Raw genomic sequence first — 24697 nt, 5'->3', positions numbered from 1 at the left:
CGCGCCGCTCAGCTCCACCCCGGACAGGTCCGCCCGGAACCGCCCCGCCCTTGGCCCGGGCTCCACCCTCCGGTCCGCCGCCTGCGCCCACCCATCCTGCTCCGTTGTGGATCAATTCTCTCCGCCGGTGCGGCGCCGCTGGGGGCCAGGACTCCGCCCGGCAAGGGGCGGCGGCGGTTCGGTCGGCCCGGACTGCTCCAATACGATCCAGGTCTGTGGAAGCGCTGCGCCCGTGTCCCTCCGGATCCTGCTGGTTCGCCATGGCCTGAGCAGCTTCAACGTGGAGCACCGCATCCAGGGCCGCGACGACCTCTCCTCCCTCACCGAGGAAGGTTTCGCCCAGGCCCGCGCCACCGGTGAGGCCCTGCGGGACCTGCCGATCGACGCCGCCTACACCTCGCCCCTCAGCCGCGCCCACGACACCGCGCGGGCCCTGCTGGAGGCCCACGGCGCCGGCTTGGTGGCCGCGGTCGACGACGACCTACTGGAGGTGGACCTGGCGCCCTGGAGCGGTTTGCTGGGCACCGAGGTGCGCGAGCGCTTCCCCCACGAGCACCGGCTCTGGTACCACCATCCGGAGCAGATCACCCTGCAGCGCCCGGATGGCACGCGCTACGCGCCGATCCCGGAGCTGATGGAGCAGGCAGGCCGCTTCGCAGCGAAACTGCTGGGCGCCCACGATCCCAGCGCCCCCGAAGCCCAGACCGTGCTGGTGGTGGGCCACAACGCGATCCTGCGCTGCCTGCTGCTCAGCCTGCTGGGCCTGCCCGCCAACGGCTTCCGCCGCCTGCGCATCGACAACGCCTCCCTCTCGGTGCTCAATCTCAGCCCGGCCGAGGGCGGCGCCGTGACGGTGCAGATCGAGTCACTGAACGGCACCAGCCACCTGCACCCCGAACTGTGCGGCTCCAAGCTGCCCGCCAAGGGCCCTGGGCCGCGGCTGCTGCTGGTGCGCCACGGCGAGACCGACTGGAACCGCCAGGGCCGCTTCCAGGGCCAGATCGACATCCCCCTCAACGACAACGGCCGGGCCCAGGCGGCGGCGGCCGGCGATTTCCTCAAGGGCGTGACCGTGCACCGGGCCTACACCAGCTCCATGGCCCGCCCGCGCCAGACCGCGGAGGGAATCCTCAAGCACCACCCCGGCGTGCCCCTCACCAGCGTGCCCCACCTGGTGGAGATCGGCCATGGCGCCTGGGAGGGGCAGCTGGAGGAGGAGATCGCCGCCGGCTGGCCCGAGCTGCTGGCCGACTGGAAACGGGCCCCCGAGACCGTGCAGATGCCCGAGGGCGAGACCATCCACGACGTGTGGGACCGCTCGCTGGAGGGCTGGAACCGGATCGCCGCCAGCCTCCATCCCGACGAGACCGCCCTGGTGGTGGCCCACGACGCCGTGAACAAGACCATCCTCTGCGCCCTGCTGGGCCTCAGCCCCGCCGACATCTGGGCCGTGAAGCAGGGCAACGGCGGCGTCACCGTGATCGACTACCCCCACGGCCCGGATCAGCCGCCGGTGGTGGTGTGCCTCAACCAGACCGCCCACCTCGGCGGGGTGCTGGACCGCACCGCCGCCGGCGCCCTCTGAGCCCCCACCCGATCCGCCGATGGCCTCCCCGCGCCTGTTGAGCCAGGTCCAGCTGCTGGAGGGGCCGGGCCTGCCGCCCCGCAGGACCGATGTGCTGCTGGAGCATGGGCGGCTGGCTGCGGAGGGGGAGGCGGCCCGCGCCCGTGCCGCGGACCTGGGCCTGAGGCCCCTGGAGGCCAGTGGCTGGTGGCTGGCCCCGCCGTTGGTCGATCCCCATTCAGTTCTGGAGGATCCCCACACGGGTCGCGCCGAGACCCTCGACTCCCTGGCCCGTTCGGCCGTGGCCGCCGGCTATGGCTGGGTGGCCCTGCTGCCCCAGGCCCGGCGCTGGCGCGATGCCCCCGAGGCCCTGCAGCTGGCGGCCCCAGCCGACTCCGGCTTGGCTCTGCGGCTCTGGGGCAGCCTGTCGGTGGGCGGGGACGGCCAGGAGCTGGCCCCCCAGGCCGAGCAGCTGGCCGCGGGGGCCGTGGGGCTGGCGGAGGGCCCCCAGCTGCCGCCGCTGGCCCTGCTGGAGCGCAGCCTGGCCCTGGGGGAAATGGAGGGTGCCCCGGTGCTGCTGGCGCCGCGGGATCGCGCCCTCAGCCAGCAGGGCCTGGTGCGCGAGGGGGTTGAGGCCCTGCGGGCCGGCTGGCCGATGGATCCCCCCCTGAGCGAGACCCTGCCCCTGCAGGGCCTGCTGGCCCTGGCCGCCCAGCACCCCCAGCGCCAGCTGCGGCTGATGAACCTCTCCACCGCCGCGGCCGTGGACCTGCTGGCGGCGCTGCCCGCGGCGGGGCGCCCCGCCGCCAGCGTCAGCTGGTGGCACCTGCTGGCCGACAGCGGCAGCCTCGATCCAATCGCCGAGGGCTGGCGGGTCGAGCCTCCCCTGGGCGCCCCCGCCGACCGCGCGGCCCTGATCGACGCCCTGGCGGGCGGGGTGCTGAGCGCCGTGGCGGTGCACCACGCGCCGCTGGATCCAGAGGAGCAGCTGTTGCCCCTGGATCAGCGCAAGCCCGGGGTGGCGGGCCACCGCTTCGTGCTGCCCGCCCTCTGGCAGGAGCTGGTGCTGGGCCGCGGCTGGAGCCCGGAGCGACTCTGGGAGGCCCTCTGCTGGGGGCCGGCCCGCTTCCTGGCCCTGGAGGAACCGCGGCTCGCGACGGGCGGCTCCGCCTGGATCCTGTTTGATCCCCAACAGCCCTGGCAGGCCTCCAGCGATCCGGAGGCGCCCCTGGCCGCCAACCAGCCCCTGGGCGATCGGCAGCTGAAGGGCCAGGTGCTGGCCACCGGGCTCAGGGCTTCGCTGTGGCGGGGGCCGACCTGAGCGGATCGGCTGGCAATGGATCGGCGCTGTCCAAGGGGCCCGCTGTGGTGAGGGGGTAGAAGCGCCAGAAGGCACGGCCGATGATCTCGCTGGTGGGCAGGAAGGCGCCGCCGGGCCAGAAGCGGCCGTCCCAGCTGTTGGCCCGGTTATCCCCCAGGGTGAGCACATGGTTGGGAGGCACCACACCGCTCAGCGGCCGGCAGGGCCCCATGCCCTGGCTATCCACCGGGCAGTAGGTCTTCACGTAGGGCTCCACGAGGCGGCGTCCGTTCACGCTCACTTCACCGCGGGGGTTGACCACCACCCGATCGCCGGCCACCGCCACCACGCGCTTGATGTAGGCATCGCAGGCGGGCTCGTGCAGGCCCGGAATCGAACTCACCAGGGGCAGGTTCACCACCACGCAGCGCAGCGGCCCGGCCTGGTGGTCGGCCTTGAGCACCGGATCGAAGTGGTGGGGCGCATGGAACACCACGATCTCGCCGCGCCGGGGCGCGCGGCTGCGGTAGCTGACCTTCTCCACCAGCAGCCGGTCCTGGATCTGCAGCCCCGGCAGCATCGAGCCCGAGGGGATGAAGCGGGCCTCCAGCAGCACCTGGCGGATCCCCAGCGCCACCGCCAGGGTGATCAGCACCCCACGCCAGAAGTGCCAGGGGCTCTCCTCGGTGGGCGACTCGGCGGCGGTGGCTGTTGGACCGGTGGCTGGGGGGCTTGTGGCTGCGGGGTCCGGCAGAAGCTCGGGGTCAGGCAGAGGGTCGGGGTCCGCCAGCGGGGATGGCTGATCGTGTCGGGACAAGGCTTGCGGCCGCCGGGCTGCAGGGAGGATCCGGCAGATTAGGCCGATCAGGCCTTAAGGCCCCCGTCCGCTTGCCGATGGTGCGCCCCCGCTGGCTCCTGACTCCAAGGGTGGCGGTGGGCCGCGGCTGGCGGATCTGGGATCGGGCCGTGGCGATCTGGGCCGGAGTGAACCTGGTGTGGGTGGCCTTCGACCTCACCTACGTGCCGCTGCGCACCTTCTGGCTGCAGCGCAACCTTCACCCGCTGCCCTCGCTGCCCCTGGTGATCCCGCTTACCGCCCTGCCGGATTTCACCCGGGTGTACGACCCGGTGAAGGGCATCGAGCACCACCGCGAAACCCGGGACTGGCTGGCGGGCTTCGAGCGCATGGATCGGGGCCTCGACGGCGAGGCCAGTGGCAAGGCCGCCGGTGGCAGAGACAAGCCCGGTGACCAGGCCGCCAACACGGCGCTGCGCCGCCAGCAGGTGGCGCTCACGGTGCTGATGATCGAGGAGAACCCCTTCCTCGATTCCGGCAACGCCGGCACCCTCGAAAAGATCAAGAACCGGCTGCGCCAGCGCGCCGGCGACGAGTCCGCCAAGCAGGCCACCGCCCTGCTGCTCAGCGACCGCTGGTTGGCCAGCCACCGCTGGAGCGAGGAGGAGCGCTTCTGGCGCCAGCAGATCCTGCCCCTGGTGGAAACCGGCTACTGGCGCTCGATCGACGAGAACGGTCGCCCCACCGACCACTTCTGGCGCTTCGATCTGCTGCTGTTCCAGAGCGTCTTCGCCCTGGACATCCTGCTGCGGGTCGTGCGGCTGCGGCGCCGCTTCCCTGGCCTGAGCTGGCGGGATGCGCTGCTGCGGCGCTGGATCGATCTGCCCCTGCTGCTGCCCTTCTGGCGCTGGCTGCGGCTGGTGCCAGTGCTGGAGCGGCTGAGCACGGCCGGGCTGATCAACATCGAGCCCCTGCGGGCGGTGATCAGCCGGGCGGTGGTGTCACTGCTGGCCCTGGAATTGTTCGAGGTGCTGGCACTGCAGCTGGTGGACGGCACCCAGTCGCTGATCCGCTCGCCCCAGTGGCCCCGCTGGATCCGCAGCCTGCGCAGCCACCAGAACGTGAGTACACGCGACGAACGGGAGCTGGTGGAACTGCTGCGCCTGTGGGGCCCAATGGTGCTGGGCCAGGTGGCGCCGCGGCTCTCGCCCGAGCTGCAGGCGGTGCTCGGCCACGCCCTGCAGCAGAGCATGCGCGATGTGCCCGGCGGGGGCCTGCTGCCGCCGGCCCTGAGCCGCCAGCTGGCGGGCGGGGTCGTCGAGAGCCTGCTGGAGCTCTCGCGCAGCACCGCCGATCGCCTGGGCCAGCGCGACAACCGCCAGGTGGAGCTGCTGCAGCGCTTCGGGGATCGCTTCTGGGACGAGCTGGCCGCGGCCCTGGAGCGTGGCGGGGCGCTGGAGCGCAGCCAGCAGCTGCTCTGCACCCTGCTGCAGGAGCTCAAGCTCACCTACCTGGCCCAGGTGAACCGCGCTGGCATCGATGCCCTGATGGACGAACTGGACGAGCTGACCACCCCCGCCGGAGCGGACAGTCCCAGTGCGGAGAATTCAGCCCAGGGCAGCTGAACAGAAGACCCTCACCGGCGTGGGGGGGGGATTCAGAGGCCCAGGGCCACCGACCACTCCTCGGGCTTGAAGCCCACCAGCGCCTGCCGGTTGGCAGTGAGCGCGAAGGGGCGCTTGATCAGCTTGCCGTCGGCCGCGAGGGCTTCCAGGGCCTGCTCGTCGCTGAGGGCGGCTACGGCGGCGGCCCCCAGGCTTCGGTAACTCTGGCCACTGGTGTTGAACAGGCGCTTGCGGTCCCCCAGGGCCGCCAGGGCCTGCCGCAGCTCCGCAAGGCTCGGCGGGTCGGTCGTGATATCGACTAGCTCCAGACCGGTCCCGGGCGTGAGGCCCCGCTCAGCCAGCCACTGCAGTGCTCTGCGGCAGGTGCTGCACTTCGGATAGCTGTAGAGACGCAGGGGTGCGGTGCTCACGCCGGGACCATGGCGGGATCAGGGGCGCAGGCTCACTTGCCGATCAGGGCCTTAAGGGCACCCACCAGGCTGTTGGAGCCCTTGCCAACGCCACCGTCGGGGCGGGTGCGGATGGTCACATCGCCGTTGACGCTGGTGCGGCAGCTGAGGCGGTAGTTGGCGGGGCGGTCGGCCAGGTACACCTGCTCCACATCGCTGCGGGGGGAGAGGTTCTGGGCACCCTCCACCACCTCCACCACGCAGGTGCCGCACTGGCCCACGCCACCGCAGTTGTTGAGGTTGTTCAGGCCCTTGTAGGGGTTGATGCCGGCATCCAGAGCCGCCTTGCGCAGGTTGGCGCCCTCGATGCAACCGACCTGCTGGCCTTCCTGTTCAAAACGGATGGTGGGCACGGTCGGACGGGGGATCACGGCGCCGACCAACTTACCTGGCCGGCGTCGATCTCCTGGCCGATTCGGCCCTGACTGTTGGCGGCTGAAACGGAACGGGCGGGCTCCGCCGGGGGTGGGGAGGACGTTGGGGTCCCTACGATCCCTCCAGAGTGGGCTGAGCCCTGGCGCCATGGTCAATCCGGCCGGTTACGACCACCTGCAGCGCCAGCTGATCCCCGGCTACGGCAGTCTGGCCCGCCTGGGGGTGGCCCTGCTGGCCGTATCACCCCTGGCGGAGGCCCCCGGCGCCGAGGTGCTGGTAGCAGGCTGCGGCACCGGCGCCGAGCTGCAGGAGGCCGTGGCCCAGCGTCCCGACTGGCGCCTCACCGCCATCGATCCCTCGGAGGCCATGCTCAGCGAGGCCCGCAGCCGCCTGGAGGGCGCCGCGGGGTCAATCCATTGGCGCCAGAGCACGGCCGAGGCCCTCGCCGGCGACCCGAGCTGCCAGGGCCGCTTTGCCGGCGCCCTGTCCGTGCTGGTGCTGCAGTCCCTGCCCGATGACGGCAGCAAGCTGGGCTTCCTGACGGCCCTGGCCCGCAGCCTGAAACCGGGAGGCCAGCTGGTGCTGGTGGATCTGATGCAGCCGTCGCTGCCCTCCCTGCAGGAGCAGCTCACCGCAGCCTGGCTGGCCTTCCAGCGGGCCAGCGGCCTGAAGGCCAGCGCCGCGGACCTGGCTCCCTTCACCCACGGCCTGAACCCGGTGGGCCTGGCCCGGCTCACCAGCCTGGTGAATGCGGCCGGCTTCGGCGATCCGGCCCGGGTGTTCCAGGCCCTGGGCTACGAGGGTTTCCTGCTGCAGCGCCGCGGCTAGGGCGACGGGTTCTTGGTGGCCGCGGCCTGGGCCGCAGCCACACAGCGCTCCAGCAGCTCAGGCACCGCACCGGCGTCCAACCAGCCCTTGATGCTGGTGGGGCGGCCCTCCATGTTCTTGTAGATGCGGAAAAACTCCGCCACCTCCTCCAGCTGGTTGGGCGCGATCTGGCGGATGCTGCGGATCTCCTGCTGGCGCGGATCCGCCACCGGCACGCACAGCAACTTGCCATCGGGGGCGCCGCTGTCGACCATGTCGAGGATGCCAATTGGCCGCGCCGCAATCAGGCAGCCTGCAAAGGTGGGCTCCTGCATGATCACCATGGCGTCGAGCGGGGCCCCGTCGTCCGAGAGGGTGTTGGGCACGAAGCCGTAGTCGAACGGGTAGCGCACGGAGGAGTGCAGCACCCGATCGAGGGCCATCAGGCCGGCTTCGGCGTTGTACTCGTACTTATTGCGGCTGCCGGCGGGGATCTCCACCACCAGGTTCACCAGGCCGGGTGCCGGCGAGGCCGGCAGGTTGCGCAGATCCATCGCGTCGGAGGGCCGGTGGGGCGGTGTCGAGGCCGGGCCTGTCGCTGAGCACGCTGGCCAGCGGCAGCAGCAGGGTGGCCAGGGCGATCAGGGCGCCGATCAGGGGCGCACCGCTGTCGAGAAGGGTGTCACTTGGGGACTGGGCCAGGCAACTGTCCGGGTCCTCGCTGGCGTCGGCGCCTGGATCGGTCTGGGGGGCGCCGGATCGGGTGGCGCTGAGAGGCAGGCTGCCGGAGAGGGATCGGGGAGGGGGGTCGGAGTCCATGGAGGAAGGGAAGGGAACCACCCATCGCGGCGAGCTGGCTGCGGCGATCAGGCCGCTGCGCGCGTAGCTCGGTGAAGGGATCGCGGAACACCGATCGCCGTGAGGCCATCAGGGGGACGATCTGGCGGGCCGAGCCGGCGCGGTCTGGGCTCTCCCCCGCAGCCGGTGGGCCAGCGGGGCTCCGGCCGGGCCCGGGGCCGCGGTCGGGGATGGGGGGACGGGGTCGCGAGCGACCCGCCGGAGCGGAACCCCGGCAAAGCAATCCGATCTCATCCTGACACCCGTGGCCGCGGCAAGGGAGCGACAAGGGGGAGTCCACACAGTCCCGGGGGCACGCCCTCCATGGGACCAGGGCGGCACAGCGCAGGGAGAACCCATCAACCAATCAGCGGTCGGGCAGGGAGCAGGCCGTGCGGCCTGGGCTTGCCCATGGCTGCCAAAGGGATCAGGCCGCGGGACGGGCCTGGTCCTGCAGATCCCGCTTGCTGCTGAGGCTGGTGGGCAGGGTGGCGGAGCTTCCCAGCAGCTCGCGGATGGCCCGTAGTTCCTCCAGGATCGAGCCCAAGAGCTGCTGGGTGGCGGTCGATGGGGAGTTGAGCACCTCCACCGTCACCTCCTTGATGCGCAGCACGTCCCGGGCGAAGCGAGCCACCTCGTTGGGGTGGAACAGCAGTGGCTCCTTCTGATCACTGCGGTACTCAGGATTGAGCTTGCGCGGATTGAAGGGCGGGTTGAGGTTGCGGGGATCGGTGTTGGTGTAGCGGTAGACGGAGGCCCGCGAGCGGTTCAGAGAGCGCTGCACCTCGTCGATGCCGATCAGGGCCTCAGCAGTCTCGGAGGCGACCGCCTCGCTGATGCTGTGCAGGGCCGAGGCCAGACCTGCGGCTGGCCCAGGGCCGCCGGAAGCTCCAGGACCGGCGGACACCGCCAAACCGCTGGAGACACCCATGCCGCCGTTTGCAAACGTGGGGGCGGTCATGAGACGACGCTGCGACAACTGGGATTCACGCCGCCGACCTTAGCAGAGCTTTTCCAGTTGCCAAGGGAATTCTGGGGTGTCCGGACCCGCTCTGTGGCGCTTCTCGAAGCGGTCGAACGAGACTGGCGCAGTCCAGGGACGGGGTGGCCACCGGGATGGCCTGGGCCGGGTTCCAGTCTCACCCCTGGGGGGGCGGCGGCTCGGTGATAGCTTCCGGCCTCCCCTTCCCCGATCTCTGCCATGCGCGTCTCCCGCCTGATGCTGGTGACGCTGCGGGACGACCCCGCCGAGGCCGAGATCCCCTCCCACAAGCTGCTGCTGCGGGCCGGCTACATCCGCCGCCTCAGCCCCGGGATCTACGCCTATCTGCCCCTGCTCTGGCGGGTGCTGCGCAAGATCTCGGCGATCGTGCGCGAGGAGCTCGATGCCACCGGCGCCCTGGAGACCCTGCTGCCCCAGCTCCAGCCCGCCGAGCTCTGGCAGCGCAGCGGTCGCTGGGCGGGCTACACGGCCGGTGAGGGGATCATGTTTCACCTCCAGGATCGCCAGGGCCGGGAGCTGGGCCTGGGGCCCACCCACGAGGAGGTGATCACGGCGCTGGCTGCGGATCTGCTGCGCTCGTACCGGCAATTGCCAGTGAACCTCTATCAGATCCAGACCAAATTCCGCGACGAGATCCGCCCGCGCTTCGGCCTGATGCGGGGTCGCGAATTCATCATGAAGGATGGCTATTCCTTCCACGCCGATGAGGCCTCCCTGCGCGAGACCTATGCGGCCATGGATCGGGCCTACCGCCGCATCTTCAGCCGCTGCGGCCTGCGGGCCGTGGCCGTGGAAGCCGACAGCGGCGCCATCGGCGGCTCGGCCAGCCAGGAGTTCATGGTCACGGCCGACGCCGGTGAGGACCTGATCCTGGCCAGCCCCGATGGCGCCTATGCCGCCAACCAGGAGCGGGCCGTGTCGCTGGCGCCTGAGGCGATTCCCCTGCCGGGCGGCGCCCGGGCCGACGGCCAGGGGGAACCCCTGGCCACGCCGGGGCAGACGAGCATTGAGGAGCTCTGCGCCGGCCACGGCTTCGCCCCCAGCCAGACCGTGAAAGTGCTGCTGCTGCTGGCGCGCTTCGAGGCGGGCCTGGTCCAGCCCGTGCTGGTGAGCCTGCGGGGCGACCAGCAGCTCAACGCGGTGAAGCTGGCCAATGCCCTCACGGGCCGCCTGGGCTCCGAGCACGGCGCCCTGCTGGCGGTGGAGCCCCTGACCCGGGAGACCCTGCGGGACTGGGCTGTGCCGCTCGCTCTGGATGCCATCAGCTTCGGATCGATCGGTCCCCATCTCCCGGACGGCGTCCTGGAAAATCAGGGACTGGTCGTAGACACCAGCGACCCACGGGCCGGCTTCGCAGGAGCCGCGTCCCTGCCTGGCGACAGCAAACCCTCCCTGCGCAGGACCTTCCTGCGGCTGGCTGACGCCACCGCGGCCGAGCTGCCCGCCTTCGTGTGCGGCGCCAACGCCCCGGACACCCACCTGGTGGGGGCTGCCTGGGGCACCCTGGCCCCGCGCCCGGAAACCCTGGACCTGCGCGCAGCCCAGCCCGGCGATCGCTGCCAGCACGACCCCAGCCAGCAGCTGGAGGCCAGCCGCGGCATCGAGGTGGGCCACATCTTCCAGCTGGGGCGCAAGTACTCCAGCGCCCTTGGGGCCACCTTCACCAACGAGGCCGGGGCGGACGAGGCCCTGTGGATGGGCTGCTACGGCATCGGCGTGTCGCGCCTGGCCCAGGCGGCGGTGGAGCAGCACCACGACGCCAACGGGATCTGCTGGCCCAGCGCCATCGCCCCGTTTGAGGCGATCGTGGTGATCGCCAACGCGGCCGACGACGGCCAGCGGACCCTGGCCGAGCAGCTCTATGCCGACCTCCAGGCCGCCGGCATCGATGCCCTGCTCGACGACCGAGGCGAGCGGGCCGGGGTGAAGTTCAAGGACGCCGACCTGCTGGGCATCCCCTGGCGGGTGGTGGTGGGCCGGGGCGCCGCCGATGGGCAGGTGGAACTGGTGCAGCGCTCCGGAGGCCTCAAGCAGGAGCTGGCCGCCGGCGCCGTGGTGGACGCGCTACTGGGACGCCTCGAAGTGGAGCGGGCGGGCCTGGCGATCTGAGCCCGGCAGCAGCAGCAACCGGGGCTACGGCAGGGCCGTCAGCGGCGGCCTGGGCCGCCGGCAACTCCTAGGATTGACTTATCTCCTCCCCTGACTCCCATGGTTGCTGGATGGCGCCGGCTGATGGCAGCCCTGTTCGCGGTGTGTCTGAGCCTCTCGCTGCTGCTCACCGCCTGCGGCGACGACAGCCTGGGCCTCAGCGGCAACTACGTGGAGGACACGGTGGCGGTGGCCGACCGGCTGCTGGCCACCATCGCTCTCAGCCCCGATGACGCCGACCGCGGCGCTGCCGAAGGCGAGGCGCGGGCCCTGATCAACGACTACGTGTCCCGCTACCGACCCCAGAAGGCGGTGAACGGCCTGAGCTCCTTCACCACCATGCAGACCGCCCTGAACTCCCTGGCCGGCCATTACGCCAACTACGCCAACCGCCCCCTGCCGGACGCCCTGCGCGACCGCCTCAGCCGCGAACTGAAGAAGGCCGAAAGCAGCGTCACCCGCGGCGCCTGAGCCCTCCGCACCCCCAGCCGGGCTGCCCTTTGGGCTCGGCGACTGGGGATCCAACGACCGGCGGCCCTGCGAGGCCGCTTTTTTGTTCGGCTTCTTTGACGGGGGGGCACCCCATCTGAGATCCTCTTTGTTTGTGCTCAGAAGCGGCTGCGGGCCGCTGTGTCCTTGGCCAACGTTGTCGTCATCGGTGCGCAGTGGGGTGACGAGGGGAAGGGCAAGATCACCGATCTGCTGAGCCGCTCCGCCGATGTGGTGGTGCGCTATCAGGGCGGTGTGAATGCCGGCCACACCATCGTTGTGGACGACAAGGTGCTCAAGTTGCACCTGATCCCCTCCGGCATTCTCTATCCCGACACCATCTGTCTGATCGGTTCGGGCACCGTTGTCGATCCCAAGGTGATGCTCGGCGAGCTCGACATGCTTGCTGAGAACGGCATCGATGTGGGCGGCCTGCAGCTGGCCTCCACAGCCCACGTGACCATGCCCTACCACCGCCTGCTGGATCAGGCGATGGAGCAGCGCCGGGGCGACCGCCGCATCGGCACGACCGGTCGGGGCATCGGCCCCACCTACGCCGATAAATCCGAGCGCAACGGCATCCGGATCATCGACATTCTCGATGGGGCCCGCCTGCGCGATCGCCTGGCCGGCGTGCTGGCCGAGAAGAACGAGATTCTGCAGAAGCTCTACGGCCTGGAGCCCCTCGATTTCGAGGCCGTGGTGGCGGAGTACGTGGGCTATGGCCAGCGCCTGGCACCCCACGTGGTGGATTGCACCCGCGCCATTCACCAGGCGGCCCGGGCCCGCAAGAACATCCTGTTCGAGGGCGCCCAGGGCACGCTTCTCGACCTCGACCACGGCACTTACCCCTACGTCACCTCCTCCAACCCGGTGAGCGGCGGCGCCTGCATCGGCGCCGGCGTGGGCCCCACCTTGATCGACCGGGTGATCGGCGTGGCCAAGGCCTACACCACCCGCGTGGGTGAAGGGCCCTTCCCCACCGAGCTGGAGGGCAGCCTCAACGACCACCTCTGCGACCGGGGCGGCGAGTACGGCACCACCACCGGTCGCCGCCGCCGTTGTGGCTGGTTCGACGGCGTGATCGGCCGCTACGCCGTGGAGGTGAACGGCCTCGATTGCCTGGCGATCACCAAGCTCGACGTGCTCGATGAGCTCGACGAGATCCAGGTGTGCGTGGCCTACCAGCTGGACGGGGAACGGATCGAGTATTTCCCCAGCAGCGCCGAGGCCTTTGCCCGCTGCCAGCCCATCTACGAGACCCTGCCTGGCTGGCAGACCTCCACGGCCGAATGCCGCACCCTTGACGACCTGCCGGCCACGGCCATGAGCTACCTGCGCTTCCTAGCCGAGCTGATGGAGGTGCCGATCGCGATCGTGTCGCTCGGCGCCAACCGCGACCAGACCATCGTGGTGGAAGACCCGATCCACGGTCCCAAGCGGGCGCTGCTCAGCGTCTGAGCCCCGAGCCCACCTCCTCATCCCCGGCCATGACCGCCAAAACCCTCGACGTTGTCGGCATCGGCAACGCCATCGTCGACGTGCTCGTGCAGGCCGACGAGCGCTTTCTCGGCGATCACGGCCTCACCAAGGGCACCATGGCCCTGGTGGATGAACAGCAGGCCGAGGGCCTGTACGCCAGCGTCGGGCCGGGCCTGGAGACCTCCGGTGGCTCCGCTGCGAACACCCTGGCGGGCATCGCCCAGCTGGGGGGCCGCGCCGGCTTCATCGGCCGCGTCCGCGACGACCAGCTGGGCGTGATCTTCGCCCACGACATCCGCTCGGTGGGCGCCCGCTTCGAGACCCCCGCCGCCACCGCCGGGCCCTCCACGGCCCGCTGCCTGATCCTGGTGACGCCAGACGCCCAGCGCACCATGTGCACCTACCTGGGGGCCTCAGTGGGGCTCGATCCGGCCGACCTGGACCTGGAGCTGGTGGCCCAGGCCAAGGTGCTCTATCTCGAGGGCTACCTCTGGGACAGCGACGATGCCAAGAAGGCCTTCATCGCCGCCGCCGAGGTGGCCCGCGCCCACGGCGGTGAGGTGGCCCTGAGCCTCTCGGACGCCTTCTGCGTGGAGCGCCACCGCGACAGCTTCCTGGAGCTGGTGGATGGGCACGTGGACATCCTGTTCGCCAACGAGATGGAGATCACCGCCCTCTACCGGGCCAACAGCTTCGAGGAGGCTGCCGAGCAGGTGCGCGGCCGCTGCCGCATCGCCGCCCTCACCCGCAGCGCGCTCGGTTCGGTGGTGCTCAGCGGCGACCAGACGCTTGCGGTGGAGCCCTTCACGCTGGGCCCCCTGGTGGACACCACCGGCGCGGGCGACCTCTACGCCGCCGGCTTCCTGCACGCCTACACCCAGGGCCAGGACCTGGAGGCCTGCGGCCGCCTCGGCTCCCTCTGCGCCGGCCAGGTGGTGACCCAGCTGGGACCCCGGCCCCAGGGCTCGTTGCGGGAGCTGGTGGCCGCCCATCTGGGCTGAGGGCACGCCCGCGCCCGGGCATCACGCCAGGGGCTCAGTCCAGTACCCCCTCCCCGCAGGCCTGGGCCACCCAGTCCCCATAGGCCCCGCTGGCTGAGGCGATCCAGTGGATCCACTGCGGCGTGGCATAGCTGTGCAGGCGCCGCACCTCCGCCTCCAGCGCGGCCAGCCGGGCGGGATGGCCCTTGATCGTGAGGCGCACCTCCTCGCTCCGCTCGAGCCGACCCTGCCAGCGGTAGATCGACCGCTGGGGCTCCAGGGCCACACAGGCCGCCAGCCCCTGCTGCACCAGCGCCGTCGCCAGGGCCTCGGCACGCTCGAGGTCCGCCTCCGTGGTCAGGGCCACCAGCACGCAGAGCGCGGGATCGGCGGCCATGGCGCGGCGCTCAGGGGTGCCCCAGCTTCGCCAGCAGGGCCGCGGGGCACAAGCCCGCAGCGGACTCGGGAGGTCGCTGCAGCAGCAGCAGGCGCAGATCCAGCTCCGCGCAGACCTGGCGCCAAAGGGTCTCGGTGGAGCCGCCGGAGGCGCGGCAGAGCACGGCCGTGATGCCCCAGCGCCGGCACAGGGCCCGCTCCAGGCCCCCCGTTCCAGCGACCGACAGGCCCTTCCCGGGCCGCAGGCAGGCCAGCTGGGCATCGGCCAGGCCGGCGGCCCGGGCCAGCTGCAGGCTGAGGGGGTTGTCGAGGATGCGGGCGAAGTGGGCGGCGGCCTGGCTGTGACGCAGCGCCTCTGCCAGGCCGCGGGAGCCGATGGCCAGCAGCAGCCGATCCCCCGCCAGGGGCTGCTGGGCCAGCTGCACCAAAGCCTCCAGCCGAACCACTCCCCGCCGCGGCTCCGGCTCCGCCAACCCCGGGCGCTCCAGCCGCAGCAGGGGCTGGCCCGCCGCCGCGCAGGCCGCCTGCAGGTCGGCGCTGATGCGGCGGGCGAAGGGGTGGGTGCCATCCACCACCCAGCGGAAGCGCGGCGCACCCTCGGCCCGCAGCTGGGCGCGGATGGCGTCCATGCCCCCCAGCGCCCCCACCTGCAGCTCCAGCTGGGGGTGGGGGCTGTAGGCGCGGGTGGCAGCGACGCTGACCACGCTCACCCGCAGCCCCCAGCCCCGCGCCAGCAGGGCCGCCGCCAGGGGCGGCCCCTCCCCGGTGCCGCTCAGCAGCCAGATCGCCGGCGGGCGCGTTCCGCCCCCCTCCGGCGGGGCGTCCCCCTGGTGGAACGGGTGGCCGTGCATCAGGATGTGGCCCCCGGAGCCGAATCGAACCTGTGAACCATTGCTTGCTGGAGGCGGAGGTGCTGGAGGCGCCCCAGGTGCGCTACACCCAGGACAACCAGACCCCGGTGGCGGAGATGGCCGTGCAGATCGAGGGCCTGCGCCCCGACGATCCACCGGGCCAGCTGAAGGTGGTCGGCTGGGGAAATCTTGCTCAGGACCTGCAGAACCGGGTGCAGGTGGGGCAGCGGGTCGTGCTGGAGGGGCGGCTGCGGATGAACACCGTGACCCGCCCTGACGGCGTCAAGGAGAAGCGGGCCGAGCTGACCCTGGCCCGCCTGCACCCCATCGGCGCCGGCGCCGGGCCAAGCGCTGGCTACAGCGCAGCACCGTCGGCAGCCGGCTACGGAGCCGCACCCGCCCCAAGCGGCGGGGCACCGGCCCGAGGCCCAGCGCCCCGGCCGACGCCGGCCAGTGCGGCCCGCCAGGTCCCGAGCCCCGCCCGCCAGGCCGCCCCCGAGCCCCCCAGCTGGAACACCTCGCCCCTGGTGCCCGATCTGCCCGAGGGCGACGACGAGATTCCGTTCTGAGCCGGCAGCCAGCCGATCCGCACCGGGTTCTGGGCCTGTCCGCTCCACGCTCAGTGGGTCCGGCTCCGGCGGATCAAGGGCTCGGCAGGCGCTCAGCGGCCTGGTCCAGCAGCTGACCCAGCTCCCGCTCCAGGGCCGCCAGGTCGAGGCGCAGCTCGGGCCAGTGACCCGCGTCGATCTGCTGGAGCAGCCAGAGGCGGTCGGCCCCCAGCAGCTCCAGCAGCTCCGCTGTGCCGATGGCCGCGTCACTCCCGACGTCATTCGCCGCGTCGCTCTCAGCTGGGGCCGGCGTGGCCGCAGCCCCGTTCGCACGGGCAGACGCGGCGTCAGTGCCGGCCGGCCCTGACGCCCCGCCGCTGGCACCGAGCTGCGCACCAGGATGGGGATCCGGATCGCGCGGCTGCGCCCCGTTGGCCGAAGATGGCGCCATGCAAGCACTCACGTCCCCCGGCAGCCTAGTCACGCTGGCCGGAGCCCTTCTCTCGGTGATCGGCTGGATCGGATACGCCACCGAAAACCCAAACCTCAGCCTGCCGACGATCTTCTACGGCATCCCGATCCTGCTGGGGGGCCTGGCCCTCAAGTCGTCGGAGCTGGCCCCGGCCGAGCTTCTGCCGCCTGCCCCCGGCGCCGAGGCGCTGCGCAACGATCCCGCCAATCTCACCCTGCGCAAGCTGGTGAAGGATGTGAACCGCTGGCGCTACGGCCAGAAGGCCCACCTGGAGAGCTCGCTGGAGGCCCTCAAGCTCTGGGATGAGGACCAGCCGCCCCAGCTGTTGAGCGTCCGGGAGCTGCAGGTGAACGGGGGCTATGGCGTGGCCCTGCGCTTCGAGACCGCCGGCGTGCCCTACGAGCGCTGGCAGGCCAAGCAGGAACGGCTCGGCCGCTTCTTCGCACCGGGTCTGGAGGCCCGCCTGGGCCGGCCGGCCCCTGGGGAGCTGCTGCTGGAGCTGGTACCCGCCGCGCCCGAGGCCAACGCCAACGCCCCGACCCCAGTGGCGCCGCCCCACGGCTGAGCTCCTCTTCCCCCTTCGTTCCCTCCCCCGCTGCCCGGCCTTGAGCTTCGATTCCGCCATCCACCCCGACGACACCCTGCGGGTCTCCGTTCTCAGTGAGGCCCTGCCCTACATCCAGCGCTTCGCCGGCCGCCGCGTGGTGGTGAAGTACGGCGGCGCGGCCATGGTGCGCGCCGACCTGCGTGATGCCGTCTACCGCGATCTGGTGCTGCTGGCCTCCGTGGGGGTGCAGCCGGTGGTGGTGCACGGCGGGGGCCCCGAGATCAACGAATGGCTGGGGCGTCTCCAGATCGAGCCCCAGTTCCGCGATGGCCTGCGGGTGACCACCCCCGAGACCATGGACGTGGTGGAGATGGTGCTGGTGGGCCGGGTCAACAAGCAGATCGTCAACGGCCTCAACCGCCTGGGCGCCAGGGCCGTGGGGCTCAGCGGCAGCGATGGCCCCCTGGTGCGGGCCCGCACCTACGGCGAGGGCTGCAACGGCCTGGTGGGGGAGGTGGCGGCGGTGGATCCGGCCGTGCTCTTCCCCCTGCTTGACGCCGGCTACATCCCGGTGATCTCCAGCGTGGCGGCGGACGCCGAGGGCCAGGCCCATAACATCAACGCCGACACCGTGGCCGGCGAGCTGGCCGCCTCCCTCCAGGCCGAGAAGCTGATCCTGCTCACCGACACCCCTGGCATCCTGCGCAACCGGGAGGACCCCAGCACCCTGATCCGCCAGGTGAGCCTGGCCGGGGCCCGCGAGCTGATCGCCAGCGGCGTGGTGGCCGGTGGCATGACCCCCAAGACCGAGTGCTGCATCCGAGCCCTCGCCCAGGGGGTGGCGGCGGCCCACATCGTGGACGGCCGCACGCCCCACGCCCTGCTGCTGGAGGTCTTCACGGATGCCGGGATCGGCACCATGGTGGTGGGCAGCACCCGCGCCGTTCTCTGAGCCTCCCGCCTGACCCCGTGGCAGACGCGCCCGACTCTCCGCCGAGCTCCGCCGTGCCCCCGGCGGCCGTAGCTTCCGCGCTGCCCGCGGCCGAGCCGGACGATCCGAGCACCGAGCCGGCGGCCCAGGACGCCCTGCTCGATCCCCCCCGAAGGGCCGTGGAGCGTGGCGATTACGGGCGTGCCCTGGCCCAGCTGGAGGCGCTGGCGGCGGCCCACGGTGCCGCCAGCGCCTTCGGGGGCCGGCTGCGGCTGCTGATGGCCACGGCCCTGATGGGCCAGGGCCGCAGCGCCGAGGCCGCCGCCGTCTGCCGCAGCCTGCGGGCCTGCCGCGACGCCACCCTGCGGGCCCAGGCCCGCGAACTGGAGGAGGTGCTAGACGCTCCGGCCCTGGAGCGGCCCCGGGAGTGGTCGATGACCCTGCCCAGCCTGGCGGAACTGGAAAGCCTGGAGGGCAACAGCCAGCCCCTGGTCCGGCGCCGGCGCCCCAAGCCACCGGCGCCGCCGGCGCCGCCCACAGGCCCCACCAGTCCGCCCTGGGGCCTGGCCCTGCTGGTGGGCCTGGTGCTGGTGCTGACGGTGCTGCTGGGGGGCTGCGTGCAGCTGGAGACCACCCTGCGCTTCCCCGCCCCCGGCCGCCTGCAGATCAGCCAGACCAGCCTCAGCGCCAGCGGCCACAGCCTGCCCTGGCAGCGGCAGCTGGCCGCAGCCCTGCAGACCACCCCCCTGCACCGGCGCCAGGACCACGGCCTGCAGACCCTCAGCAGTCCCGTGCTGCCGGCTCCCCAGGCCCTGGAGCTGCTCGGCCAGAGCGTCGCCACGGCCGCCCAGCTGGCGGGCCTGGAGCTGCCGCCGCCCCAGCTGCAGCTCGAGGAGCGCAACTGGCTGCTGGGGGTGCGCCAGCACTTCAGCATGAGCCTGGATCTGCGGGCCGTTCCGGCCCTGCCGGGGCTGGACCTGCACCTGCACCTGGAGCCCGTCGGGCCCAGGGCCGTCCGTCAGGCGGAGCCCCTGCCCGCCCGCGCCCTGCCCGGGCGCAGGGTGGTCTGGACGCTGCAACCCGGGGCCCTCAACCGGCTGGAGTTGCGCTGCTGGCGCTGGAGCCGGCTGGGGCTGGGCAGTCTGGCGATCGGAGCCCTGCTGGCCCTGGCGCTGCTGCTGCAGCGGCTGAGGCTGCGGGCCGGCTTTGGCCTGCCCGAGCTGCCGGCCTGAGGGCCTGGGGGTATCCCAGCGCTATAGCTCCAGCGGATCGGGATCGATCGCCAGGCTCACCCCCTGGGGCAGGCCGGCCCGCAGCTCCGCCTCGCTGGCCAGGGGCAGAACCGAGGCGGTGGGGCCGTGCAGCAGCAGCTGCCAACGGCTGCGGCCGGCCACCCGGGCCACGGGCGCCGGTGCCGGACCGATCACCAGCCAGCCGGCGGCCACCACGCCAGGCCGGATCCGTTCCGCAAGGGCCGCGGCCGCCGTCGCGGTACCGCTGGCAGAGGGTCCCGCGAGGCGCAGCAGGCAGGCCCGGCTGAAGGGCACGAGGCCCGCGCTGCGCCGCAGCGCCAGCTCCTCCTCCAGAAAAGCCTCGTAGCGCCCATCCACCAGGTGGCGAATCACCGGGTGCTCGGGGCAGTAGGTCTGCACCAGCACCTCCCCCGGGCGGTCGCCCCGGCCGGCCCGGCCCGCCAGCTGCAGCAGCAACTGCAGGCTCTGCTCGCCAGCCCGCAGGTCGGGGCGGTGCAGCAGGCCGTCGGCGGCCAGTACGGCCGCCAGGGTGACGTCGGGCAGGTCCATGCCCTTGGCCAGCATCTGGGTGCCCACCAGCACGTCGGCTTCGCCTGCGGCGAACTGATCGAGCAGGCGGCGGTGGCCCTCGCGGCCGCGGGTCGTGTCGCGATCGAAGCGCAGCACCCGCAGCCCCTCCAGCTCGGCCTCCAGCTGCTCCATCACCCGCTGGGTGCCGGCGCCGAAGGGCTTGAAGGCGGTGGAGCCGCAGGCGCCGCAGCGCTCGCCGATCTCCTGGCGGTGATCGCACCAGTGGCAGCGGAGCCATTGCCGGCCCGCACCGCCGCCGCCCGCGGCCCGACTGCGGTGCACGGTGAGGGCCACATCGCAGTGGGGGCACTGCACCACCTCGCCACAGCTGCGGCAGCTGAGGAAGCTGCTGTAGCCGCGGCGGGGCACCAGCACCACCGCCTGCTCGCCGCAGGCGGGCAGGGCTGCGAGCCGCTCCATCAGCGGCCGGCTGATCAGACGCCGGTGGCCCTCCTCCAGCTCGTGGCGCATGTCCACCAGCCGCACCGGCGGCAGGGGCCGGCTGCCGATCCGCTGCGGCAGCCGCAGCAGAGTGGTGCTGGGCTGGGAACCCTGACAGCTGAGCCAGGTCTCGAGGCAGGGGGTGGCGCTGCCCAGCACCAGGCGGGCGCCGCTGCGGAGCGCCCGTTGTCGCGCCACGTCGCGGGCGTGGTAGCAGGGCATCGGGCTGTCCTGCTTATAGGAGCTGTCGTGCTCCTCATCGAGAACGATCAGCCCCAGCTGGGGGATGGGCAGGAACACGGCCGAGCGGGTCCCCACCACCAGCACCGGTGAGCCGCTGGCCAGGCAGCGCCGCCAGGTGCGAATGCGCTGGCCCTCGCTGCAGCCGCTGTGGTACTCGAGCACCCCCGAACCAAAGCGACGCCGGCAGCGCTCCAGCAGCTGGGGGATCAGGCCGATCTCGGGGGTGAGCAGCAGGGCGGAGCGGCCCGCCGCCAGGGCATCGGCGGCAGCCTGCAGGTAGACCTCGGTCTTGCCGGCGCCGGTGACGCCCCACAGCAGCAGCGCCTGGCCGGGGGCAGCGGCGCGGATCGCCGCCAGCACCTCGTCCTGCTGGGGCGTGAGGACCTGGGGACGCTCCAGCTGCGGCGCCACGCCTTCCGAGCCAGGGAGCAGCACCGCACCCTCCTCCAGGCCGTCGGCCATCCGTCGCAGGCGAACCAGGCCGCGGCGCTCCAGGGCCTCCAGCACCGAGCGGCCGATGCCCGTGGCGGCGCTGAACGGGCTCAGCCAGGCCGCACCACCGGCGCGCTCCAGCAGCTCCAGGGCCTGCAGCTGACGCGGCGTGAGGCCTGCGGTGGCGTCCGCGGGAACTGCGGCGTCAGACCGTGCCTCCACCCGAATGCGCCGACGCGGTGCGCTGGCGTGGCGCTCGGCCCGCTGGCCCAGCCAGCCCGGCGGCAGGGCCGTCTTGAGGGTGCGGAACAGACTGGTGTGGCAGTCGCGGGCGACCTGGGCCAGCAGGGCCTGCCAGTGGGGGTCCACCGCCGCGCTCTGGTGCACGGCCTCGATCGGCAGGATGCGACGGCCGGCCAGCTCGGGCGGCAGCTCCGCCAGCGGCTCCACCACCAGACCCACGTGGCGCCGGCCCTGCAGCCGCAGGCGCACCAGATCACCGCTGGCCAGGGGCCAACCCTCGGGGTTGGCGTAAGTGAACACTTGCCCCTCCCGGCCCGCCTCCAGCCAGACCTGCAGCCAGGGCGCGCCCCGCTCGGGAAGACCTTCAGGGGGATTCGCAGCAGCGTCCGAGGCTGCGACTGTTGCAAAGCTCACGGGCGTTTCTTACAATGAGCCTGTTGAGCAGTCCGATGGGCTGCTGTCGGAACCCGGCAAGGTTCCGCACCAGCGGGAAGATTCGAGGCCGTGCCAGGTCCACCCTGTGCCCCCGATCTGCGACCACCCCTGACAGCACTGCCCGGGCTTCTGCCCACCGTTTCGGTTTCGCCTGCAAGGATTCTCGCCTCGGACGTCCCCCCCCCGGACCCGCTCCCATGGCCGGATCTCCACCCAGGTCCTGCCGCCGCGGGTCATGCCCAACCCCCGTGGGATCGCCCTCTCGGGCCCGTCCCCTCTTGCCCCACGCTCCTGGGTTTGCCCCCTGCGGTTCACTGAGCGCCCCACCTGCCCCATCCCACCGACTGCGGATCACCCGCCCTCGGTCCAGGCCTCCCCTGTCACTACGCCCCACTCCCTACACACTTCATCTCCGAACTTTTCATCATTGAACTGTTCATCATTGAACTGTTCACCATCGAACGGTTCATCCGTCCCGGCGGACACCTGGGCAGTCTTCCAGCTGGAGTCTCGCTCCCAGCGTGGAGAAGGCGTCGCCCCGGTGGCTCTGCCGCCTCCGCGCCGTTCCGCCCGTTCGCCTGCCCCCCTGGCCCCTGCCAACGCCTGATGCCGCCGACGGATGTCGCCACCGACCGACTGCGCCTGCTGACGTCTCCCCCCGATCTCACCCTCGACCTCGCTGACTGAGCTGCGCGCCACCTCGCGCCTTCCGCCCGCAACCGCGTTGGCGTCAGCCCCGTCTTGCTCCCGCCGTTCCCGCGCCTCCTTCTCCATGAGCCCTGCTGCCGCTCCCAAGCCCAAGAAAGCCACCCTGGAAATCCTGATGGTGGCCAACCAGGCCGGCGAAACCATCCAGGTCGCCAAGCCCAAGGCGAGCCGCAGCAAGCCCAAGGCCGCGGCCGATGCCAGCGACGCCACGGATGCCGCCGGCGCCGAACCGGCCAACAAGGTGAGCCCCACCAAGGCGGGCACCAAGGCCGCGGCAGGCAAGACCACCAAGGCCGCCAGCACCAAGGCCACCACCAAGAGCCCGGCGGCCAAGGCCACGGGCACAAAGGCGGCGGCGGCCAAGACCACCGCCAAGAAGTCCGTCGCCAAGGGCCAGGCCGCCGCTGAGGCCGGCGCAGACCTCGATGCGACCGCCGACCAGCTGCTCGCCGCCGCCGAGGCCGGCGCCGCCAGCCCCAAGGCCGAGAAGGACGCCAAGGCCAAGGCCCTGGCCAGCATCAAGGTGGGTCCGAAGGGCGTCTACACCGAGGACTCGATCCGGGTGTATCTCCAGGAGATCGGCCGGATCCGGCTGCTGCGCCCGGATGAGGAGATCGAGCTGGCGCGCAAGATCGCCGATCTGCTGCAGCTCGAGGAGCTCGCTGCACAGTTCGAGACCGACCACGGTCACTACCCGGACACCAAGGAGTGGGCAGTGCTGGTGGACATGCCTGTGATCAAGTTCCGGCGTCGCCTGATGCTGGGTCGGCGCGCCAAGGAAAAGATGGTGCAGTCGAACCTGCGCCTGGTGGTCTCGATCGCCAAGAAGTACATGAACCGGGGCCTGAGCTTCCAGGACCTGATCCAGGAGGGCTCCCTGGGCCTGATCCGCGCAGCCGAGAAGTTCGACCACGAGAAGGGCTACAAGTTCTCCACCTACGCCACCTGGTGGATCCGCCAGGCGATCACCCGCGCCATTGCCGATCAGTCGCGCACCATCCGCCTGCCGGTGCACCTCTACGAGACCATCTCGCGCATCAAGAAGACCACCAAGGTGCTCAGCCAGGAGTTCGGCCGCAAGCCCACCGAGGAGGAGATCGCCGAATCGATGGAGATGACGATCGAGAAGCTGCGCTTCATTGCCAAATCGGCCCAGCTGCCCATCTCCCTGGAAACCCCCATCGGCAAGGAGGAGGATTCCCGCCTCGGCGACTTCATCGAGGCCGACATCGAGAACCCCGAGCAGGACGTGGCCAAGAACCTGCTGCGCGAAGACCTCGAGGGCGTGCTGGCCACCCTCAGCCCCCGCGAGCGCGACGTGCTGCGCCTGCGCTACGGCCTCGATGACGGCCGCATGAAGACCCTTGAGGAGATCGGCCAGATCTTCGATGTGACCCGCGAGCGCATCCGCCAGATCGAGGCCAAGGCCCTGCGCAAGCTGCGCCACCCCAACCGCAACGGCGTGCTCAAGGAATACATCAAGTGAGCTCCGGCACCTGAGCCCGGCTCCAGGTGCATCGGTCTACGGTTCAGCGGCCGGCGGGAGTTCCCCGCCGGTTTTGCTGTGCCTGCAGCCAGCACGACCCCCGCCCATCGCGGAGATCCTCCGACCTTGCCTGAGCCCACGCCCCCATCCAGCACAGCGCGCCTGCGGCTGTCGATCGTGCTGCCCACCTACAACGAGCGGGGCAACATCGAGCCGCTGCTGGCCCAGCTGCTGCCGCTCCAGCAGCACGTCGACCTGGAAATCCTGGTGGTGGACGACGACTCGGCCGATGGCACCGCCGAGCTCGTGCGGCGCCTCGCCCACGACGAGCCGGCGATCCGCCTGATCCGCCGGGTGGGCCGGGCCGGGCTGGCCAGCGCCATCAAGGAGGGCCTGCTGGATGCCAGCGGCGACGTGGCCCTGGTGATGGACAGCGACGGCCAGCACGAGCCCGGTGCGGTGCTGCGGGCCCTGCAGGCGCTGCAGCAGGGCGATCTGGATCTGGTGATCGGCAGCCGCTTCCACCCCGAGGCCGAGATCCATGGCCTCAGCGGCCGCCGCGAGACCGGCTCCACCTGGGCCAACGCCGCCGCCCGCCGCAGCCTGCCCCGCTCCTTTGGGCACCTCAGCGACTACATGAGCGGCTTCTTCGCCCTGCGGCTGGAGGCTGCCCTGCCCCTGATCCGGGCCGTGGATGTGAACGGCTTCAAGTTCCTCTACGAGCTGCTGGCCGTCAGCCGCGGCCGGTTGCGGGCCGCCGATATCCCCCTGAGCTTCCAGCCCCGCAGCTACGGCGCCTCCAAGCTGGATCTGGCGGTCTTCTGGGACTTCCTGATCTCGATCCTGCACAGCCTCAGCCTGCGGCTGCTGCCCCGCCGCGCCATCAGCTTCGGCCTGGTGGGGGCCAGCGGCGTGCTGGTGCAACTGGCGATGACCCAGCTGCTGCTGGGGCTCACCGGCCGCCCCCTGGCGGGCAACCAGGAGCTGGCCCTGGTGGGGGCGCTGACGGCCGCCAGCTCCAACTACCTGATCAACAACGCCCTCACCTTCCGCTTCGCGCGGCTGCGGGGCCTGGCGCTGCTCCAGGGCCTGCTCAAGTTCCTGCTGGTCTCCAGCCTGCCGCTGGCGGCCAACGTGGGCGTGGCCCAGGTGCTGGTGCGCCTCTCCTATGCCGATTCGCTCAGTGCCCAGCTGGCCGGGATCCTGGTGGTGTTCGTCTGGAACTACGCCGCCAGCTCCAGGTTCGTCTGGAACACCCCGTAGCCTCACCCGGTTGCAGATCCCCC

At 71.7% G+C, this 24697-nt stretch carries 24 protein-coding genes; 14 read left to right on the top strand and 10 right to left on the bottom strand.

Features of this window, described 5'->3' with window-relative positions:
* Positions 1-232: 232 nt before the first annotated feature.
* Both CJZ98_RS01045 and CJZ98_RS01040 read left to right on the top strand, forming a co-directional pair.
* The gene (locus CJZ98_RS01045; RefSeq protein ID WP_094587636.1) at positions 233-1585 is read left to right on the top strand and encodes a histidine phosphatase family protein; all 1353 of its coding nucleotides are present in this window, start codon (positions 233-235) and stop codon (positions 1583-1585) included.
* 19 nt (positions 1586-1604) lie between these two features.
* Positions 1605-2885: an amidohydrolase family protein gene (locus tag CJZ98_RS01040; protein WP_094587635.1), complete on the top strand. Its 1281-nt coding sequence runs from the start codon at positions 1605-1607 to the stop codon at positions 2883-2885.
* On the opposite strand, the gene lepB is transcribed toward CJZ98_RS01040, so the two are convergent.
* The gene (gene lepB / locus CJZ98_RS01035) at positions 2854-3618 is read right to left on the bottom strand and encodes a signal peptidase I (RefSeq protein WP_094587690.1); all 765 of its coding nucleotides are present in this window, start codon (positions 3616-3618) and stop codon (positions 2854-2856) included. The genes CJZ98_RS01040 and lepB overlap by 32 nt on opposite strands.
* Positions 3619-3758: 140 nt before the next feature.
* Between lepB and CJZ98_RS01030 the strand changes: the two genes are divergently transcribed.
* Entirely contained in the window at positions 3759-5285 is a 1527-nt protein-coding gene (locus tag CJZ98_RS01030; RefSeq protein WP_094587634.1) for a hypothetical protein, read from the top strand.
* Between the two features lie 32 nt (positions 5286-5317).
* Here the strand turns inward: CJZ98_RS01030 and CJZ98_RS01025 are convergent, their stop codons facing one another.
* Both CJZ98_RS01025 and CJZ98_RS01020 read right to left on the bottom strand, forming a co-directional pair.
* A complete protein-coding gene (locus CJZ98_RS01025; protein WP_094587633.1) occupies positions 5318-5695 on the bottom strand; it encodes a Spx/MgsR family RNA polymerase-binding regulatory protein in 378 nt (125 codons plus the stop codon).
* Between the two features lie 32 nt (positions 5696-5727).
* On the bottom strand, positions 5728-6087 hold the full coding sequence (locus CJZ98_RS01020; RefSeq protein WP_094587689.1) for a 2Fe-2S iron-sulfur cluster-binding protein: 360 nt from the start codon (positions 6085-6087) through the stop codon (positions 5728-5730).
* A gap of 169 nt (positions 6088-6256) precedes the next feature.
* On the opposite strand from CJZ98_RS01020, the gene CJZ98_RS01015 reads away from it, so the two are divergent.
* Positions 6257-6937 carry a class I SAM-dependent methyltransferase gene (locus CJZ98_RS01015; protein WP_094587632.1) on the top strand — a complete coding sequence of 227 codons (681 nt, stop codon included), beginning with the start codon at positions 6257-6259 and terminating at the stop codon, positions 6935-6937.
* Here CJZ98_RS01015 and CJZ98_RS01010 read toward each other — a convergent pair.
* From CJZ98_RS01010 to CJZ98_RS01000, 3 genes are all read right to left on the bottom strand, one after another.
* A complete protein-coding gene (locus CJZ98_RS01010) occupies positions 6934-7470 on the bottom strand; it encodes an inorganic diphosphatase (RefSeq protein ID WP_094587631.1) in 537 nt (178 codons plus the stop codon). The genes CJZ98_RS01015 and CJZ98_RS01010 overlap by 4 nt on opposite strands.
* Complete coding sequence (locus CJZ98_RS01005; RefSeq protein ID WP_094587630.1) at positions 7388-7735, bottom strand: hypothetical protein; 348 nt, start codon at positions 7733-7735, stop codon at positions 7388-7390. Before CJZ98_RS01005 ends, CJZ98_RS01010 begins: the two co-directional genes overlap by 83 nt.
* Before the next feature lie 445 nt (positions 7736-8180).
* Positions 8181-8714, bottom strand: a complete 534-nt coding sequence (locus CJZ98_RS01000; RefSeq protein ID WP_315855775.1) for a hypothetical protein — start codon at positions 8712-8714, stop codon at positions 8181-8183.
* Between the two features lie 240 nt (positions 8715-8954).
* Between CJZ98_RS01000 and CJZ98_RS00995 the strand changes: the two genes are divergently transcribed.
* From CJZ98_RS00995 to CJZ98_RS00980, 4 genes are all read left to right on the top strand, one after another.
* The gene (locus CJZ98_RS00995; RefSeq protein ID WP_094587629.1) at positions 8955-10865 is read left to right on the top strand and encodes a proline--tRNA ligase; all 1911 of its coding nucleotides are present in this window, start codon (positions 8955-8957) and stop codon (positions 10863-10865) included.
* 99 nt (positions 10866-10964) lie between these two features.
* On the top strand, positions 10965-11375 hold the full coding sequence (psb27, locus tag CJZ98_RS00990; protein ID WP_094587628.1) for a photosystem II protein Psb27: 411 nt from the start codon (positions 10965-10967) through the stop codon (positions 11373-11375).
* A 159-nt stretch (positions 11376-11534) separates the two neighbouring features.
* Entirely contained in the window at positions 11535-12854 is a 1320-nt protein-coding gene (locus tag CJZ98_RS00985) for an adenylosuccinate synthase (RefSeq protein WP_198537403.1), read from the top strand.
* 29 nt (positions 12855-12883) lie between these two features.
* Positions 12884-13876 carry an adenosine kinase gene (locus CJZ98_RS00980; RefSeq protein WP_094587626.1) on the top strand — a complete coding sequence of 331 codons (993 nt, stop codon included), beginning with the start codon at positions 12884-12886 and terminating at the stop codon, positions 13874-13876.
* Positions 13877-13910: 34 nt separating this feature from the next.
* Here CJZ98_RS00980 and cutA read toward each other — a convergent pair whose 3' ends face one another.
* Together cutA and CJZ98_RS00970 are read right to left on the bottom strand one after the other, a co-directional pair.
* A complete protein-coding gene (gene cutA, locus CJZ98_RS00975) occupies positions 13911-14252 on the bottom strand; it encodes a divalent-cation tolerance protein CutA (protein WP_094587625.1) in 342 nt (113 codons plus the stop codon).
* A 10-nt stretch (positions 14253-14262) separates the two neighbouring features.
* Positions 14263-15102: a precorrin-6A/cobalt-precorrin-6A reductase gene (locus CJZ98_RS00970; RefSeq protein WP_094587624.1), complete on the bottom strand. Its 840-nt coding sequence runs from the start codon at positions 15100-15102 to the stop codon at positions 14263-14265.
* A gap of 32 nt (positions 15103-15134) precedes the next feature.
* Here CJZ98_RS00970 and CJZ98_RS00965 point away from each other — a divergent pair, with 32 nt between their 5' ends.
* Positions 15135-15671, top strand: a complete 537-nt coding sequence (locus tag CJZ98_RS00965; RefSeq protein WP_094587623.1) for a single-stranded DNA-binding protein — start codon at positions 15135-15137, stop codon at positions 15669-15671.
* A 73-nt stretch (positions 15672-15744) separates the two neighbouring features.
* Here CJZ98_RS00965 and CJZ98_RS00960 read toward each other — a convergent pair whose 3' ends face one another.
* Positions 15745-16101, bottom strand: coding sequence for a hypothetical protein (locus CJZ98_RS00960; protein ID WP_094587622.1), 357 nt, complete (start codon positions 16099-16101; stop codon positions 15745-15747).
* Here CJZ98_RS00960 and CJZ98_RS00955 point away from each other — a divergent pair.
* Genes CJZ98_RS00955 through CJZ98_RS00945 form a run of 3 tightly spaced genes read left to right on the top strand, consistent with a single transcriptional unit; the run spans position 16100 to position 18832 of the window.
* The gene (locus CJZ98_RS00955) at positions 16100-16687 is read left to right on the top strand and encodes a DUF2854 domain-containing protein (RefSeq protein ID WP_094587621.1); all 588 of its coding nucleotides are present in this window, start codon (positions 16100-16102) and stop codon (positions 16685-16687) included. The genes CJZ98_RS00960 and CJZ98_RS00955 overlap by 2 nt on opposite strands.
* 40 nt (positions 16688-16727) lie before the next feature.
* Positions 16728-17621 carry an acetylglutamate kinase gene (gene argB / locus CJZ98_RS00950; protein WP_094587620.1) on the top strand — a complete coding sequence of 298 codons (894 nt, stop codon included), beginning with the start codon at positions 16728-16730 and terminating at the stop codon, positions 17619-17621.
* Positions 17622-17638: 17 nt separating this feature from the next.
* Complete coding sequence (locus tag CJZ98_RS00945) at positions 17639-18832, top strand: DUF3153 domain-containing protein (RefSeq protein ID WP_232756081.1); 1194 nt, start codon at positions 17639-17641, stop codon at positions 18830-18832.
* Between the two features lie 21 nt (positions 18833-18853).
* Here the strand turns inward: CJZ98_RS00945 and priA are convergent, their stop codons facing one another.
* Positions 18854-21118 (bottom strand): replication restart helicase PriA, encoded by a 2265-nt coding sequence (priA, locus tag CJZ98_RS00940; protein WP_232756094.1) that lies wholly within the window; start codon positions 21116-21118, stop codon positions 18854-18856.
* Positions 21119-21989: 871 nt separating this feature from the next.
* Here priA and rpoD point away from each other — a divergent pair.
* Both rpoD and CJZ98_RS00925 read left to right on the top strand, forming a co-directional pair.
* Positions 21990-23411, top strand: coding sequence for an RNA polymerase sigma factor RpoD (gene rpoD / locus CJZ98_RS00930; protein WP_094587617.1), 1422 nt, complete (start codon positions 21990-21992; stop codon positions 23409-23411).
* A 126-nt stretch (positions 23412-23537) separates the two neighbouring features.
* Entirely contained in the window at positions 23538-24674 is a 1137-nt protein-coding gene (locus CJZ98_RS00925; protein WP_094587616.1) for a glycosyltransferase, read from the top strand.
* Positions 24675-24697 lie beyond the last annotated feature (23 nt).

The organism is Vulcanococcus limneticus LL (genome assembly GCF_002252705.1).
GTDB classification, from domain to species: Bacteria; Cyanobacteriota; Cyanobacteriia; order PCC-6307; family Cyanobiaceae; genus Vulcanococcus; species Vulcanococcus limneticus.
The sequence above is the reverse complement of the archived record's forward strand: the minus strand, read 5'-3'. Positions and strand labels throughout refer to the sequence as shown.

Coding starts and splice junctions, on each gene's coding strand:
- CJZ98_RS01040 (WP_094587635.1), top strand. CDS start 1,605: ATGGCCTCCCCGCGCCTGTTGAGCCAGGTCCAGCTGCTGGAGGGGCCG.
- CJZ98_RS01030 (WP_094587634.1), top strand. CDS start 3,759: ATGGTGCGCCCCCGCTGGCTCCTGACTCCAAGGGTGGCGGTGGGCCGC.
- CJZ98_RS01015 (WP_094587632.1), top strand. CDS start 6,257: ATGGTCAATCCGGCCGGTTACGACCACCTGCAGCGCCAGCTGATCCCC.
- CJZ98_RS01010 (WP_094587631.1), bottom strand. CDS start 7,470: ATGGATCTGCGCAACCTGCCGGCCTCGCCGGCACCCGGCCTGGTGAAC.
- CJZ98_RS01005 (WP_094587630.1), bottom strand. CDS start 7,735: ATGGACTCCGACCCCCCTCCCCGATCCCTCTCCGGCAGCCTGCCTCTC.
- CJZ98_RS01000 (WP_315855775.1), bottom strand. CDS start 8,714: ATGACCGCCCCCACGTTTGCAAACGGCGGCATGGGTGTCTCCAGCGGT.
- CJZ98_RS00995 (WP_094587629.1), top strand. CDS start 8,955: ATGCGCGTCTCCCGCCTGATGCTGGTGACGCTGCGGGACGACCCCGCC.
- psb27 (WP_094587628.1), top strand. CDS start 10,965: ATGGTTGCTGGATGGCGCCGGCTGATGGCAGCCCTGTTCGCGGTGTGT.
- CJZ98_RS00980 (WP_094587626.1), top strand. CDS start 12,884: ATGACCGCCAAAACCCTCGACGTTGTCGGCATCGGCAACGCCATCGTC.
- cutA (WP_094587625.1), bottom strand. CDS start 14,252: ATGGCCGCCGATCCCGCGCTCTGCGTGCTGGTGGCCCTGACCACGGAG.
- CJZ98_RS00970 (WP_094587624.1), bottom strand. CDS start 15,102: ATGCACGGCCACCCGTTCCACCAGGGGGACGCCCCGCCGGAGGGGGGC.
- CJZ98_RS00955 (WP_094587621.1), top strand. CDS start 16,100: ATGCAAGCACTCACGTCCCCCGGCAGCCTAGTCACGCTGGCCGGAGCC.
- CJZ98_RS00960 (WP_094587622.1), bottom strand. CDS start 16,101: ATGGCGCCATCTTCGGCCAACGGGGCGCAGCCGCGCGATCCGGATCCC.
- rpoD (WP_094587617.1), top strand. CDS start 21,990: ATGAGCCCTGCTGCCGCTCCCAAGCCCAAGAAAGCCACCCTGGAAATC.